The 16,019-nt window shown below is 60.9% G+C and carries 11 protein-coding genes and 1 tRNA gene; 4 read left to right on the top strand and 8 right to left on the bottom strand.

Annotation, left to right across the window (positions count from 1 at the left end):
* Window positions 1-106 precede the first annotated feature (106 nt).
* The 7 genes from lon to CSE6_RS23490 all read right to left on the bottom strand — a co-directional run bounded on the left by lon (window position 107) and on the right by CSE6_RS23490 (window position 11,119).
* Complete coding sequence (gene lon, locus CSE6_RS23520) at window positions 107-2,521, bottom strand: endopeptidase La (RefSeq protein ID WP_034360129.1); 2,415 nt, start codon at window positions 2,519-2,521, stop codon at window positions 107-109.
* A 155-nt stretch (window positions 2,522-2,676) separates the two neighbouring features.
* On the bottom strand, window positions 2,677-3,939 hold the full coding sequence (gene clpX, locus CSE6_RS23515; RefSeq protein WP_012837449.1) for an ATP-dependent Clp protease ATP-binding subunit ClpX: 1,263 nt from the start codon (window positions 3,937-3,939) through the stop codon (window positions 2,677-2,679).
* 176 nt (window positions 3,940-4,115) lie between these two features.
* Entirely contained in the window at window positions 4,116-4,724 is a 609-nt protein-coding gene (clpP, locus tag CSE6_RS23510) for an ATP-dependent Clp endopeptidase proteolytic subunit ClpP (RefSeq protein ID WP_003068910.1), read from the bottom strand.
* Window positions 4,725-4,857: 133 nt separating this feature from the next.
* The gene (gene tig, locus CSE6_RS23505; RefSeq protein ID WP_034378282.1) at window positions 4,858-6,168 is read right to left on the bottom strand and encodes a trigger factor; all 1,311 of its coding nucleotides are present in this window, start codon (window positions 6,166-6,168) and stop codon (window positions 4,858-4,860) included.
* Window positions 6,169-6,502: 334 nt separating this feature from the next.
* Window positions 6,503-6,589 (bottom strand) — tRNA-Leu (locus CSE6_RS23500).
* A gap of 85 nt (window positions 6,590-6,674) precedes the next feature.
* Window positions 6,675-9,884, bottom strand: coding sequence for an efflux RND transporter permease subunit (locus CSE6_RS23495; protein ID WP_059441621.1), 3,210 nt, complete (start codon window positions 9,882-9,884; stop codon window positions 6,675-6,677).
* Entirely contained in the window at window positions 9,881-11,119 is a 1,239-nt protein-coding gene (locus CSE6_RS23490; RefSeq protein ID WP_059441620.1) for an efflux RND transporter periplasmic adaptor subunit, read from the bottom strand. The genes CSE6_RS23495 and CSE6_RS23490 overlap by 4 nt, the downstream gene beginning before the upstream one ends.
* A gap of 191 nt (window positions 11,120-11,310) precedes the next feature.
* Here CSE6_RS23490 and hpnC point away from each other — a divergent pair, with 191 nt between their 5' ends.
* The 4 genes from hpnC to CSE6_RS23470 all read left to right on the top strand — a co-directional run bounded on the left by hpnC (window position 11,311) and on the right by CSE6_RS23470 (window position 15,690).
* On the top strand, window positions 11,311-12,192 hold the full coding sequence (gene hpnC, locus CSE6_RS23485) for a squalene synthase HpnC (protein ID WP_059441619.1): 882 nt from the start codon (window positions 11,311-11,313) through the stop codon (window positions 12,190-12,192).
* 132 nt (window positions 12,193-12,324) lie between these two features.
* Window positions 12,325-13,164 (top strand): presqualene diphosphate synthase HpnD, encoded by an 840-nt coding sequence (gene hpnD / locus CSE6_RS23480; protein WP_003068899.1) that lies wholly within the window; start codon window positions 12,325-12,327, stop codon window positions 13,162-13,164.
* A 7-nt stretch (window positions 13,165-13,171) separates the two neighbouring features.
* On the top strand, window positions 13,172-14,512 hold the full coding sequence (gene hpnE / locus CSE6_RS23475; protein WP_059441618.1) for a hydroxysqualene dehydroxylase HpnE: 1,341 nt from the start codon (window positions 13,172-13,174) through the stop codon (window positions 14,510-14,512).
* Between the two features lie 155 nt (window positions 14,513-14,667).
* Window positions 14,668-15,690, top strand: coding sequence for a tripartite tricarboxylate transporter substrate binding protein (locus CSE6_RS23470; RefSeq protein ID WP_059441617.1), 1,023 nt, complete (start codon window positions 14,668-14,670; stop codon window positions 15,688-15,690).
* A gap of 111 nt (window positions 15,691-15,801) precedes the next feature.
* Here the strand turns inward: CSE6_RS23470 and CSE6_RS23465 are convergent, their stop codons facing one another.
* Window positions 15,802-16,017: a DUF2788 domain-containing protein gene (locus tag CSE6_RS23465; protein ID WP_003068886.1), complete on the bottom strand. Its 216-nt coding sequence runs from the start codon at window positions 16,015-16,017 to the stop codon at window positions 15,802-15,804.
* Window positions 16,018-16,019 lie beyond the last annotated feature (2 nt).

The raw sequence follows: 16,019 nt of genomic DNA, 5'->3' as shown, positions 1-16,019 counted from the left end.
ATCTACCGAAGCCCAACATTGTACAACGTTGTTTGCTGCGATGGATGAATTGTAGCGCAGTTCTGAGCCCTCCCAGAAAAAACGCCACAATTTTCACAAACAAGCATCAATGCTTGATGGCCGCCTCTACCGGCTTGGCATCGGTGGACGCCACGGCAGCTACAGCTTCCTCAGTCAAAGGATCCGGCACGCGCTCCAGCGCCACCTTGAGAACCTGATCGATCCATTTCACAGGAACGATTTCCAGACCGCTCTTCACATTATCGGGAATGTCCTGCAAATCCTTGGCATTCTCTTCAGGAATGAGCACGGTCTTGATGCCACCACGCAGAGCAGCCAGCAGCTTTTCCTTGAGGCCGCCGATCGCCGTGACTTCACCGCGCAAGGTGATTTCACCGGTCATGGCCACATCAGCTCGCACGGGAATGCCAGTGAGAGCCGAGACAAAAGCTGTCGTCATCGCTGCACCGGCGCTGGGGCCATCCTTGGGCGTAGCGCCGTCAGGCACGTGCACATGAATGTCCTTTTTCTCGAAGGCTTCATCCTTGATGCCAAGCAGACGAGCGCGGCTGCGCACCACGGTGCGAGCAGCTTCGACCGACTCCTTCATCACATCGCCCAGAGAGCCTGTGCGCGTAATGACACCCTTGCCTGGCATGGTGGCGGCTTCGATGGTCAGCAGATCGCCGCCGACTTCGGTCCAGGCCAGACCCACAACCTGCCCCACCTGATTGGCATGCTCGGCACGGCCATAGCTGAACTTGCGCACGCCCAGATATTCATTGAGGTTGTCGGCATTCACCTCCACCTTGGGCTGAAGCTTGCCAAGTTGCAAGCCCTTGACCACCTTGCGGCAAATCTTGGACAGCTCGCGCTCAAGCGAACGCACGCCCGCTTCGCGGGTGTAGTAACGCACGATGTCACGAATCGCGGCTTCGGTCACTTCCAGCTCGCCGTCCTTCACGCCGTTGTTGGTGATCTGCTTGGGCAGCAGATAGCGGATGGCAATATTGGTCTTTTCGTCTTCGGTATAGCCCGACAGACGAATCACCTCCATGCGATCCAGCAAGGCCGAAGGAATGTTCATGGAGTTGGAGGTCGCCACAAACATCACGTCGGACAGGTCGAAGTCGACCTCCACGTAGTGGTCACCAAACTTGTTGTTCTGTTCGGGGTCCAGCACTTCCAGCAGCGCGCTCGAAGGATCGCCACGGAAGTCCATGCCCAGCTTGTCGATTTCGTCCAGCAGGAACAGGGGATTGCGCGTACCGACCTTCTCCAGGCTCTGCAGTACCTTGCCAGGCATGGCGCCGATATAGGTACGGCGGTGACCGCGAATTTCCGCCTCGTCTCGCATGCCGCCCAGCGCCATGCGCACGTACTTGCGACCTGTGGCCTTGGCAATGGACTGACCCAGCGAGGTCTTGCCCACGCCGGGAGGACCCACCAGACACAGAATGGGCGCCTTGACCTTGTCCACACGCTGCTGCACAGCAAGATACTCGAGAATGCGGTCCTTGACCTTTTCCAGGCCAAAGTGATCTTCGTTCAGCACTTCCTCGGCATTCGCCAGATTGTGCTTGATCTTGGTCTTCTTGCTCCAGGGCAGTCCAGTCAGCACTTCGATGTAGTTGCGCACCACCGAAGCTTCAGCCGACATGGGCGACATCAGCTTGAGCTTCTTGAGCTCGGCCTCAGCCTTTTTGCGAGCATCGGCAGGCATCTTGGCGAGCTTGATCTTTTTCTCGATCTCCTCGATGTCGGCACCATCCTCACCCTCGCCCAGCTCCTTCTGGATGGCCTTGACCTGCTCATTCAGATAGAAGTCGCGCTGATTTTTCTCCATCTGGCGCTTGACGCGACCACGGATGCGCTTGTCGACGTTGAGGATGTCAACCTCGCGCTCGAGTTGCTCGAACAGGTTTTCCAGACGCTCCTTGATGTCCACCAGATCCAGCACCGCCTGCTTGCTCTCGAGCTTGAGAGGCAGGTGCGCCGCAATGGTGTCGGTCAGACGACCGGCATCATCGATGCTGGCGATCGAAGTCAGGATTTCCTGAGGAATTTTCTTGTTGAGTTTGACGTACTGGTCAAACTGCTGGGTCACGGCACGGCGCAACGCTTCGATTTCGCTTTGCTCATGGGCATCGCCTTCGGGCTCCACAGGCGTCACAGATGCCGTGAAGTGAGACTCTTCGTCGGCAACCTGCTTGACCAGCGCGCGCTGCTGGCCTTCCACCAGCACCTTCACGGTGCCGTCGGGCAGCTTGAGCATCTGCAAGATGGTGGAGACACAGCCCACATCAAACATGTCTTCCGCTGCAGGCTCGTCCTTGGAGGCCGTCTTCTGCGCCACCAGCATGATGCGACGGTCGCCTTCCATGGCCAGCTCCAGAGCCTTGATGCTCTTGGCACGCCCCACGAACAGCGGAATCACCATATGCGGAAACACCACTACATCGCGCAGCGGCAGCAGTGGCAGGTCCAGCTCGGTAGAAGGCAAAGGGGTTTGTCCAGACATAGGTATCCTCGGTTTCTCAGCGGAAGATGGTCCGCTTACCGGTGTATTTCAACCCCTGGGGGCAAATTGTTTTTGCCGCCTCAGGGGCATTGCCTTTCAGCCGCAGGCGACAAAGCGAGCCCATTGGAGGGCCCGCCTTGCACGCAAGCACAGTATCAGGCCTTTTTGGCCGCTTCGCGGTAAACCAGCAGCGGCTCCTTGCCGTCTTCAATGGTGGCTTCTTCCACCACTACCTTTTCCACATTCTCGGCGGTTGGCAACTCGAACATGGTGCTGATCAGTGCCTGCTCGACGATGGAGCGCAGGCCACGGGCACCGGTCTTGCGAGCCAGGGCCTTGCGGGCAATCGCCTTCAGGGCCGCGGGGCGTATCTCCAACTCCACACCCTCCATGGCCAGCAGCTTGCTGTACTGCTTGACCAGCGCATTCTTGGGCTCGGTCAGGATCTGTACCAGTGCGTCTTCGCTGAGTTCGGCCAGCGCCGTCACCACGGGCATACGCCCAACCAGCTCGGGGATGATGCCGAACTTGATCAGATCCTCAGGCTCGATCTCGAGGAACATCTCCGAGATGGAGCGCTGCTTCTTGCTCTTGACGGTAGCGCCAAAGCCTATGCCCGAAGCCTCGGTGCGGTTCTCGATGACTTTCTCCAGTCCCGCGAACGCGCCGCTGCAGATGAACAGGATATTGGTGGTGTCGATCTGCAGAAAGTCCTGGTTCGGATGCTTGCGTCCGCCCTGGGGAGGAATGCTGGCCATCGTGCCTTCGATCAGCTTGAGCAGCGCCTGCTGCACGCCCTCGCCCGATACGTCGCGCGTGATGCTGGGGTTGTCCGACTTCCGGGAGATCTTGTCGATTTCATCGATGTAGACAATGCCACGCTGAGCACGCTCGACGTCGTACTCACAGCTTTGCAGCAGCTTCTGAATGATGTTCTCGACGTCCTCGCCCACATAGCCAGCCTCGGTCAGCGTGGTGGCATCGGCCATCACGAATGGCACATTGAGCTGACGCGCCAGCGTTTGGGCCAGCAAGGTCTTACCCGAACCCGTGGGACCGATCAGCAAGATATTGCTCTTGCTGAGCTCCACATCGTCCTTGCCAGCCTTGTCCTTGTGGTTCAGGCGCTTGTAGTGGTTGTAGACCGCCACGGCCAGCGTGCGCTTGGCCTGCTCCTGACCGATCACATAGTTGTCGAGATTGGCCTTGATTTCGGCGGGCGTAGGCAGATCGCCGCGACCTTCCTTGGCATCGGCGGCAGGCTGTTCGTCGCGAATGATCTCATTGCACAAGTCGATGCACTCGTCGCAGATGAACACGGACGGGCCGGCGATCAGCTTCTTGACCTCGTGCTGGCTTTTGCCGCAGAAGGTGCAATACAAATTCTTTTCGGTGGAAGAGCCTTTTTTATCGGCCATGGGGGCTGTGCCTCGTTACGAAAAAACGAAAATTAATGATAACCAAAGACAAGGCGGCGTAGGCCATCAGGGACAAACGCCGCCGAGCAAGTCCCGGGAGCCAGTCAGCAACTCCCAGGTTTTTCATTGCCAGCACCCGCAATCCCAATCAGACATGGGACTCGGTGCTATGTATTTCAGGAACGCTTGCTGATTACCTGGTCAACCAGGCCGTATTCCTTAGCCTCATCGGCGGAAAGGAAATAGTCGCGCTCGGTGTCGTTCTGAATCTTTTCCAGGGGCTGGCCGGTACGCTCGGCGAGTATTTTGTTCAGGCGCTCGCGGGTCTTGATGATTTCGCGGGCATGAATTTCGATTTCGGTCGCCTGACCACGTGCACCGCCCAGAGGCTGGTGAATCATGACCTGGGCATTGGGCAGTGCATAGCGCTTGCCCTTGGCTCCGGCCGACAGCAGGAAAGCGCCCATGCTCGCCGCCATGCCGGTGCACAGCGTCGAGACATCAGGCTTGATGAAGTTCATGGTGTCAAAAATCGCCATGCCTGCCGTCACGCTGCCGCCGGGGGAGTTGATATAGAAGGAAATGTCCTTGTCAGGATTTTCGCTTTCCAGGAACAACAACTGGGCTACCACCAGGTTGGCGGTCTGATCGTTAACCTCGCCCACCAGGAAAATCACGCGCTCCTTGAGCAGACGCGAATAAATGTCATAGGAGCGCTCACCGCGACCCGACTGTTCAATGACCATGGGCACCATGCCCAAACCCAATGTATCCAATGCGCTCATGTTTTCTCCAGTGCTATGCGCCTACTGTAGCCGCATTCTGAAAAGAAAATGGGGCTTGCGCGCAAAAGCACAAGCCCCGCAATTCAAGTTATCGGAACTTGCCTAGGGCAAGCACCGATAAAAGGTTCAGCCCTTAGGCCTGACCCATCAGCTCGTCGAAGGAAACGGCCTTGTCGGTGACCTTGGCCTTGGCCAGAACGAAATCGGTGACGTTGTTTTCGATCACAACGGCCTCCACTTCGGCCAGACGGTTGCGGTCGCCGAAGTACCAGCGCACCACGTCTTCGGGCTTCTCGTAGCTGGAAGCCAGCTCTTCGACATGAGCCTTGATCTGCTCGGCAGTGGCTTGCAGGTTGTTGGTCTTGACCAGCTCGGCCACCACCAGGCCCAGACGCACGCGACGCTCGGCTTGGGGCAGGAAGATGTCTTCAGGGATTTCAGCCTTGGCTGCGTCCTTGATGCCGCGCTGTTCCAGTTCGGCGCGCGCGCCTTCCAGCAGACGGCCCACTTCAGCCTGCACGGAAGCCTTGGGCAGATCCAGCTCGGCCACGGACACCAGAGCGTCCATCACGGCTTGCTTGTTGCGGCCTTGAACGCGGAACTTCACTTCGCGCTCCAGGTTCTTCTTGATGTCGTCGCGCAGGGCTTCGACGGAGCCGCCTTCCACGCCCAGGGTCTTGACGAACTCTTCGTTCACTTCGGGCAGGTTGGGAGCTTCCACCTTCTTGACGGTCACCAGGAAGTCGGCAGTCTTGCCGGCCACGTCGGCGCCGTGGTAGTCAGCAGGGAAAGCCAGGGGGAAAGTCTTGGACTCGCCGGCCTTCATGCCGCGGGTTGCGTCTTCGAATTCCTTGAGCATCTGGCCTTCGCCGACCAGGAACTGGAAGTCTTCAGCCTTGCCGCCGGAGAAAGTCTCGCCGTCGATCTTGCCTTCGAAGTCCACGGTCACGCGGTCGCCGTCCGCAGCTGCTTCACCGGCAGCGCGCTCGGTGAAGGTGCGACGCTGCTTGCGCAGAATGTCCACGGTCTTGTCGATGGCTGCATCGTCCACGCTGGTGGACAGCTTCTCCACTTCGGCTGCAGTCAGATCGCCGATCTTGACTTCGGGCATGACTTCGAACACAGCATCGAATTGTGCTTCGCCTTCGGGAGCGCCTTCCTTCTCGGTGATCTTGGGCTGACCAGCAACGCGCAGATCGGCTTCGTTCACGGCAGCGGCAAAAGCCTCGCCCACCTTGTCGTTCAGCACTTCGTATTGCACGGAGTAGCCATAACGCTGAGCCACAACGCTCATGGGCACCTTGCCAGGACGGAAGCCGTCCATCTTCACGGTGCGTGCCACCTTCTTCAGGCGAGCATCAACTTCAGACTGGATCGCAGACAGGGGCACGCTCAGCGTGATCTTGCGCTCGAGCTTTTCAAGAGTTTCAACGTTAACGGCCATGATTTTTCCTAAGAGGGATGAGGACCGTGCAGATTGCCAAGCAACCCGCACCGTATTGCGCAAAGTCACAGTGCGCGCATACCCAACGACATGCGGCACCACAAATTTCCAGAGCCTGCCCCGGTCATTTGCCCCAGCGTCTGGCGCCAGGCATTTGCTCAAATCAGGAACAGGCGAAGCCGACCATTATAACGAGGCGCCGCGCAGGCTCCGCCATCGCCCTACAGGGGTTTGCCTTAAAAGCTGACGCCGCGCCTGCAAAGCAGGGCAGGAAAAGAAAAAGCCCGTAACGGCTTGGGGTTACGGGCTTGAGGCAGCATGGACTGCCAATGTCTGGTGCGCGGAGCCGGACTCGAACCGGCACGGTGTTGCCACCGTCAGGACCTAAACCTGGTGCGTCTACCAATTTCGCCACCCGCGCGGTCAGCAATGCGCAAATTTACGCTTACTGAGGTCAAGACGCAGATTCTAGCCGCAAAATTGGCGGTCTTTCTTTCAGAACAGGCTCAGGCCGTGTCCTTTCTGATGCGGAAAGCCGCCGCATACATGGCGGGCAAGGCCAGCAGGGTCAGCACGGTCGCCACAATCAGACCGCCCATGATGGCCACAGCCATGGGGCCCCAGAACACGCTGCGCGACAGCGGAATCATCGCCAGTACGGCAGCCGCTGCAGTCAGCACGATGGGGCGCAGGCGATGCACGGCAGCTTCCACAATCGCATCCCATGCCGGCACGCCCTGGGCACGTCCGCTCTCGATCTGATCGATCAGGATGACCGAATTGCGCTGAATCATGCCCATCAAGGCCACAACGCCCAGCAGAGCCACAAAGCCAAAGGGGCGATTCAGCAGCAGCAAGGCCGCAGCCACACCAGGGATGCCCAGCGGGCCGGTGATAAACACCAGCAGCGAACGGCTGACGCTGCGCAACTGCAACATCAGCAGGGTGAAGGTCAGGAAAAGCAGCACCGGGACTCCTGCCACGATCGCACCCGACCCCTTGGAACTTTCCTCCACGGCACCGGCCACTTCGATGCGATAGCCGGTGTCGCCCGCAGCATGCCAGCCAGCCTCCATCTTGCGCAACTGCGGCAACAGCTCGTTGGTCAGCGTTGCACCTTGCAGGCCTTCGCGCACATCGCCTTGAACGGTAATCGCGAAGTTGCGCTTTTCGCGCCACATCACACCCGGCTCCCAGACCATGACGGGCTTGGCTATCTGCGTGAGCGGAATGGACTGCCCGTTTGCCGTTGTGACATAGACACCCGCGATATCGGTAATTGCATCGCGGTCCTGCTTGGGCGGGCGCATCACGATATCGATCAGCTTGTCGCCTTCACGAAACTGCCCCACTGTGGTGCCGCTGAAGTTCATGCCCGTTGCTTCGGCGATCGACTGGCTGGTCACACCCAGGGCACGCGCCTTGTCCTGATCGACCTGCAGGCGAATGACCTTGACGGACTCATTCCAGTTATCGTTCACGCCACGCATATCGGCATTGGCCTGCATGAGCGCCTTGACTTCATCGGCGTAGGTGCGCAGCTTGGCGGGGTCCGAGCCCATGACACGGAACTGCACCGGATATTGCACGGGCGGCCCGTTGGGCAGCAGCTTGGAGCGCGCCCGCACCTCGGGGAATTCCTCGGCCATCAGCGCCGGCAACCGTTTGCGGATTTCCTCGCGCGCCTTCAGGTCTTTGGCCACCAGAATGAACTGGGAGACGTTGTTCTGCGGAAACACCTGGTCCAGCGGCAGATAGAAGCGCGGTGCTCCGGAGCCTATCCACTCGCTGACGGACTCCACTCCGTCGAGCTGCAAAAAGCGCTTTTCCACGCGCAGCGTCACTTCCTTGTTGGCCTGCAAGGACGTGCCCTCGGGGAACCATATATCGACCAGCACTTCGGGGCGGCTGGAATCAGGGAAGAACTGCTGCTGCACCTTGCCCATGCCCGCCAGACCCAGCACGAACACCAGCACCGTCGCGCCAATCGTCAGCCAGCGGTGCTGCACACACCAGTTCACCGTGCGGCGAAAACGGTTGTAGAACGGCGTATCGAACAGCTCATGCTCACCTGCATTGGTGTTGATGCCTGCTTCTTCAGCCGACACCTCACCGGATGCCACTTCGGGTGGCAGCTTGGCGGCATGCGGCGGCTTCTTGAGCAGCAGCAGGCCCAGATAGGGCACGAAGTACACCGATGCAAACCAGCTGAGCACCAGCGCAATCACCGTCACCGCGAAGATGGCGAAGGTGTATTCACCCGTCATGGACTTGGCCATGCCGATGGGCAGAAAGCCCGCTGCCGTGATCAGCGTGCCGGTCAGCATGGGCTTGGAGGTGATTTCATAGGCAAAGGTGGCGGCACGGTACTTGTCGTAGCCCTCCTCCATCTTGCGCACCATCATCTCCACGGCAATGATGGCGTCGTCCACCAGTAAACCCAGCGCAATGATGAGCGAGCCCAGCGACACCTTGTGCAGACCGATATTCCAGTACCACATGGCCAGGAAGGTTGCGGCGAGCACCAGCGGAATGGTGATGCCCACCACCAGTCCGGGGCGCGGGTCGATATACCAGCGCTTCCACAGCGGATGCTGCCCCGGGCGCTTGTGCAGGCCCAGGCTCAGAAAGCTCACGGCAAGCACCACGACCACTGCCTCGATCAGCACCTGGAGAAACTCGCTGACCGAATCCGCCACCGCCTTGGGCTGGTTCTGCATATTGCTCAGCGTCACGCCCACGGGCAGGCTTTTGGCGATGCGCTCCGTTGCCTGCGTCAGCGCCTTGCCCAGCGCAATGATGTCGCCGCCCTTGACCATGGACACCCCCAGGGCCACCGTAGGCTCGCCCTGAAAGCGCACCATGACATTGGCCGGGTCAGCATAGCCGCGATGCACCTCGGCGATATCGCCCAGCCTGAACTGCGCTCCGCCCTGGCCGATGATGGGCATGGCACGCAGTTGCTCCAGATCGTTGAACTGGCCTTGCACACGCAACACAATGGTTTCGGCTGGCGTTTGCAAGGTACCGGCCGATGCCACGGCATTTTGCTGGTTGAGCTGATCGAGCACCTGCTTGAGGTTCAGCCCCATCTGCGTGGCGCGGTGCGACAGCTCCACATAGACCTTTTCGTCCTGCACGCCGAACTGCTCGACCTTGGCCACATCGGGCACCTGCAGCAGTTGCTGACGCACATCGTCGGCCAGAGTCTTGAGCTCGGCATAGCTGAAGCCCTTGGCCTGCAGCGCATAGATCACGCCATAGACATCGCCGAAATCGTCGTTGAAGAACGGTCCCTGAACGCCCTGCGGCAGGGTGTAGCGCATATCCCCCACTTTTTTGCGCACCGTATACCAGAGCTGCGGCACCTCCTTGGGGGGCGAATAGTCCTTGACCTGGAAGATGACCTGCGACTCGCCAGGCTTGGAGTAGCTGCTGATCTTGTCCGCATAGGGCACTTCCTGCAGCGTGCGCTCGATCTTGTCCGTCACCTGCTGAGCCACCTGCTCGGCAGTCGCACCGGGCCAGTAGGTGCGAATGACCATGGCGCGGAAGGTGAACGGAGGATCTTCGTCCTGGCCCAGCTGGAAGAAGGCAGTAAAACCCAGCAGCATCAGCACGACAATGAAATAGCGTGTCAGCGCCACATGATCGAGCGCCCAGCGGGAAAGATTGAAATGCGCGCTACTGGTCTTTTTGTGTCCAGCGCCGCTCATTTGCCCGCCTCCGCAGCCGCCGCAGGCTGATCCACACCTGATTCCTGAGCATCCTGCCCTTGACCCGCCTGCGTTTTCGGCTGATTTGATGCAGAACCCTGCAGCGGCTTGGCATACTTATCGCGATATACCGTCACCTTCTGCCCGGGGGTCAGCACGTGGACGCCTGTGGCCACCACCTGCATGCCGGCTTGCAGACCCGAGGCAATCACCGCCTCGTTGCCGTCGGCGCTGGCAATCTGCACCGGCTGCAGCTTCACCGAACTGCTGGCCGCGTCATACAGCCAGACGGCCGTACCCTGACCGTTACCCCCCTCCTGGCGCAAGGCCGTGGTTGGCAGCTTGATGACCTGGTTGCCTATGGCTTCGCCGCTGACGCCCATGCCCTCGGGCATGACATGCACGGTCGCGCCCAATGAAGGCAGGTCCGCGCCCTGCAGCGCAGCCTTGACCACATAGGTGCGTGTGGCCGGGTCGGCACTGGCCGCCACCTCACGCACCTGTGCGTTGATCACGCGCGACTCGTCCGACCAGGGACGCACCTTCACGCCCTGGCCCGGCTTGATGGCGCTGCGCCGGTCTTCGGGCACGCTGAACACCGCATCGCGCGCGCCGTCCTGGGCAATCCTCACCACGGGCGTGCCGGCCGCAACCACCTGACCGGGTTCAGCCTCCACGGCGGTGACCACGCCATCGGCATCAGCCAGCAACTGGGTGTAGTTCTCCTGATTGGACTGGCTCGAGAGCTGGGCACGGGCCTGATCGAGTGAGGCCTGGGTCGCCTTCAGATTGGCCTCATAGCGCTCCATCTCTGCGGCGCTGATGAAGTTCTGGGCGCGCAGCGTGCGAAAACGCTTGGCATTGGCCTCGGCCAGATCGCGCTGCGTGGTGGCCGAGGCCAGTTGGGCACGCGCGGCATCGGCGCTGAGCTGGTAATCGCGCGCATCCAGTCGCGCCAATACCTGTCCAGCCTTCACATGCTGACCCAGCTCCACTTCGCGCCTTGTGATCTTGCCCGCCACGCGAAAGCCGAGGCGAGATTCGACACGGGCCCGCACATCGCCCGAATATTGCTGAGCAGACTCGATCTGCCCCTCACCCACGGTCACCAGCTTGACTGCGCGCACCGGCTCGGGCGCGGCCTCTTTCTTGGAGCAGGCCGACAGCATGACGGCAGCCGCCACTATGGACAGCGCAGCCAAGGGCGCGGCAGGCCGGCGCGGCAAAGACAACATTGCAAAACGACGAGAAGACGAAACAGCCATGGTGTTCTGGGCTTGTAAAAATAGGAAAAGCGCAGCTGCCGGGCAGGCCGCTGCACCCAAGTCAGCGCTGATTGTGCACGCACGTGCGCTTTTGCGCCGTCTTTTTATGGGCTGCCGCCAGCCGGCAAGTCCACCCGGTCCACAATACGGGCGTGAACCATATGCCCCCAGCGAGCCCCGCCGCCAACGCGCCGGCCAGCATCAACCACTACGAAAATTTCCCTGTCGCCTCCTGGCTGTGCCCGCCACGACTGCGTGCGCCCATCGCCGCCATCTACCACTTTGCGCGCACCGCCGACGATCTGGCCGACGAGGGCCAGCACGGCACCGAGCAGCGCATCGCACAGCTGCAGCAATATGGCGCAGATTTGCAGCAGCTGGGCTGCTCCGGCGAAGCCGCCATGCTGATGCGCACCGCCTGGCCGCATGTCTTTGGCCCGCTGGCAGTCCAGGTCCAGGCCCATGGTCTGCCCAAGCCATTGCTGGCCGACTTGCTCAGTGCCTTCGAGCAGGATGTGCGCATGACGGCCGCCCAGACCCGCTACACCGACATGGCCCATTTGCTGGATTACTGCCGCCGCTCGGCCAACCCGGTCGGCCGCCTGCTGTTGCACCTGTATGGCGTGGTCAACGCCAAGGCACTGATTCAGAGCGACGCCATCTGCACCGCCCTGCAACTCATCAACTTCTGGCAGGACCTGAGCCAGGACTTGCCGCGCCAGCGCCATTACCTGCCGGATGCCGACCTGGCCCGCCATGGCATTGTGCGAAGTTCCATCAAGCCGGAGGCTGCGGCATTGACACCCGAGCTGCAGTCCCTGCTCGGCGAACTCAACCGCCAAGCCCGCAGCCTCATGCACCATGGAGCGCCCCTGGTGCATCAGTTGCCCGGCCGCACGGGCTGGGAGCTGCGCCTGGTCGTGCAAGGCGGTCTGCGCATTCTGGACAGACTGGACGCCATGCAGGGGCGCAACCTCTATCAGCGCATCAAACTGGGCAAGCTCGACATGATCGCTATGCTCTGGCAAGCCGTGCGCATGTGAGCGAACAGATAGCCCCTATCCCCTGATGGGCCTACGCAAGGCGCTATTGAATTTGAAGTCTGACTAGGCGCATGCCGCACATTTCACTGTTGTGTCGGCCAACTGCCCGCGTCATGGGACAATGCTCCCCCTATGAATCCGGATCAGTACGTCCAAGACAAAGCCGCCTCTTCGGGCAGCAGCTTCTATTACGCCTTTCTCTTCTTGCCCAAGGAGCGCCGCGCCGCCATCACGGCTTTCTATGCCTTCTGCCGCGAAGTGGATGACGTGGTTGACGAGGTCACGGACCCTGGCGTGGCAGCCACCAAGCTGGCATGGTGGAAGACCGAGGTACACAGGGCATTCACCAGCCAGTCCGCTCATCCCGTGATGCAGGCACTGATGCCCCACGCCAAGACCTATGGCATCGAAGAGCGCCATCTGCAGGCCGTCATTGAAGGCTGCCAGATGGATCTGGATCAGACCCGCTACCTGGACTTTGCCGGTCTGCAGCGCTACTGCCATCTGGTCGCCGGCGTGGTAGGCGAGGTTGCCGCCCGCATCTTCGGGCAGACCGAGGAGCGCACCACCGAATACGCCCACACCCTGGGCCAAGCCCTGCAGTTGACCAATATCATCCGCGACGTGGGAGAAGACGCCATGCGCGGGCGCATCTACCTGCCTATCAGCGAGCTTCAGCAGTTCGACGTCAAGGCCCACGAGATCAACAAGCGCGAGTATTCGGATCGCTTCACGGCGCTGATGCGCTTTCAGGCCGAGCGTGCCCACAGCCTGTATGACAAGGCGCTTGGCCTGCTGCCCGATGCCGACCGCCACGCACAAAAGCCCGGCCTGATGATGGCAAGCATCTATCGCACCCTTCTGCGCGAAATCGAGTCCGAGAACTTCCAGGTACTGCACCAGCGCATCAGTCTCACGCCACTGCGCAAGTTCTGGCTGGTCTGGAAGATGCAGGCGCTGGGTCGCATGTAAGCGCGCCATGGAAGTTGCCATCATCGGTGGCGGCTGGGCCGGCATGGCTGCCTCTGTACAGCTTTCGCTAGACGGCCATCAGCCCACGGTTTTCGAGGCCGGTCGTCAACTGGGTGGCCGGGCCCGCAATCTGGAACTGCCGGGCGGCACCATCGCCGACAACGGCCAGCACATTCTGATTGGCGCCTATGCCGAATGCCTGCGGCTCATGCGCATCGTGGGCGCGACGCCGGAGCAAGCCCTGCTGCGCAAACCACTTACCATGCGTTACGCCGATGGCAACGGCCTGTCCTTCCCCGACCTGCCGGCGCCGCTGGACGCCTTGATCGGCATTGCCAGCGCCAACGGCTGGTCACTGCGCGAACGTGCCGCCCTGCTGGGGCGCGCCCTGCGCTGGCGCGTTCAGGGCTTTTGCTGCGCAGAGGCTGCAACCGTTGCCGATATCTGCAGCGGTCTGCCAAAGCGCCTGCTCGACGAATTCATCGAGCCGCTGTGCGTGTCGGCCCTCAACCTGCCAGCCTCACAGGCAAGTGGCAGCATCTTCCTGCGCGTGCTACATGACGCGCTGTTCGCGGGTACGGGCGGCTCGCATTTTCTGCTTCCGCGCTACGAACTCGGTGATCTGTTTCCGAATCCGGCTGCGCAATGGCTGCAAGGCCGCGGACATGCGGTACATACTGCAAGTCGGATTCAGGAGCTAATTCCCCATGGCCGGCAATGGCTGCTGCGTACATCCAATGCGGCACTGAGACCAGCGCTTGAGCAATCGCGCTTCGATGCCGTGCTGCTGGCCTGCCCACCTCAGGAAGCCGTCCGCCTGGCCCTGCTGGCGGCCGAAGACCAGCGCCTGCCCGCACGCGACGCGGTGGCTTACCAGCACTGGGCACAGACCGCGCAGGCGCTGGAGCACACGGCCATTGCCACGGTCTATGCGCGCACCAGCCATCGCCTTACCGCCGGGCAGCCCTGGTTGGCACTGCAACCCGGCGAGCAGGCTCCAGCCCAGTTTGTGTTTGACCGCGGGCACCTGCAGCCATCAGATGACACCCAGCAAGGCCTGATGGCCTTTGTCGTCAGCGACTGCCGCACGGACCGCCAAGCCCTGGAGCAGCAGGTGCTGGAACAAGCCCAGCAACAGCTGGGCTGGCAGGACATTCAAGCTGTGCTGACCGTGGTTGAAAAGCGCGCCACATTTGCCTGCCGGCCCGGCGTGAAGCGCCCTGGCTTGGAGCTGGGCCATGGCCTCTGGGCTTGCGGCGACTATGTGAACGGGCCCTATCCAGCGACGCTGGAAGGTGCGGTGCGTTGCGCACTCGAGGCAGCCGAGCAACTGGTCCGCAAGGACTAGGACTGAGTAGCTCTAGCGCAAACCCTATCAGCACAATCCTGATGCCTGGATAGTCCTGCTGCACCAGGTTTGACAGCGATTTGACAGCCACAGTTGCAACCATGGCTTGAGAGGCAATCTCTCAGCCGCATAAAGCCAAAAGCAACGGAGACAACATGGCATCCACATTCGACAAGTCCACTCGCGAAGTTCTGAGCATCTCGCGCCGCCATCTGCTGACCAGTGCAGGAGCCCTGGCCTGCAGCGGCCTGCTGCCCGGCATGGCCCGCGCTGCCGATGACGGCTGGCCCAGCCGTCCGATTCGCTTTGTCGTGCCTTTTGCGCCTGGCGGCAGCTCTGAAATCGTGGCCCGCTCCACCGCCGCAGAGCTATCCAAGACCATAGGCCAGAACGTATTCGTGGACAACAAGCCCGGCGCTGCGGGCAATATCGCCATGCAGGAAGTGGCTCGCGCCGATGACCAGAGCACGGTCATCCTCGGCCATATCGGTACCCTGGCCGTCAACCCTTATATTTTTGACAAGCTGCCCTGGGACCCTAAAAAGGACTTTGTGCCCGTGAGCCTGCTGGCCAAGGTGCCCAGCCTCTATGTGGTGCACCCCGATCTGCCCGTCAAGAACATTGCCGATCTGGTGGCCTATGCCAAGAAGAACCCCGGCAAGCTCAGCTATGGCTCGGCCGGCAACGGCAGCGCAGGACATCTGGCATTCGAATACCTGAAAATGACGGCCAACATCTTCATGCTCCACGTGCCCTACCGCGGCACCGGCCCCATGATGACCGACCTGCTCTCCGGCCGCCTTGATGCTGCCTCGGTTGGCGCCGCCGCGCTGCTGCCCTTCATCAAGGCCGGCAAGGTGCGCTGTATCGCCACCGGCTCGACCAGGCGCCTGCCGCAATTACCCGATGTGCCCACGGTGGCCGAACAGGGCTTTTCGGGCTTTGAAATGACCCAGTGGTACGGCATGCTGGCCCCTTCCAGCCTGCCTCGCGCCCATGTAGACAAGCTGGCTGCAGAGTGCGCCAAGGCCGTCAAGGCGCCCGATGCACTCAAACGCTTGCAAGGCGATGCGGCCGAGCCCATTGGCAGCACGCCGGAGCAGTTTGCCCAGTTCATCGCCACCGAGCAGAACCGCTGGCAAAAAGTGCTCAAGCGCGCACAGGTGAAACCGGGTTAACCCACTGAGACACCGCTTCTTCCCCCTTCTTTTCGGAAGGGGGCTAGGTTCTCTCTGCGGGGCGGACCTTGCTCAAGTAGTGAGCCGGTCAGCGCCGCCCCATGTATCAGCTCAGCGGCTCTCTATCCACCACTGGATGATGATCTTGGCGAGATAGCCTACAAAGCCCACGCCCAGGCCCAGAAAGATCACAAAGGTGCCGAACTTGCCTGCCTTGGACTGACGCGCCAGCTGCAAGATGATGAACACCATGAACAAGATGAAGGCACCCACCCCCCAGGTCAGGAAAAAGTGGGCAAGCTGTTCTTCCGTATATCCGAATATCACGA

The sequence above is a fragment of the Comamonas sp. E6 genome, from assembly GCF_001010305.1.
In the GTDB taxonomy this organism is placed as follows: domain Bacteria; phylum Pseudomonadota; class Gammaproteobacteria; order Burkholderiales; family Burkholderiaceae_C; genus Comamonas; species Comamonas thiooxydans.
The sequence above is the reverse complement of the archived record's forward strand: the minus strand, read 5'-3'. Positions and strand labels throughout refer to the sequence as shown.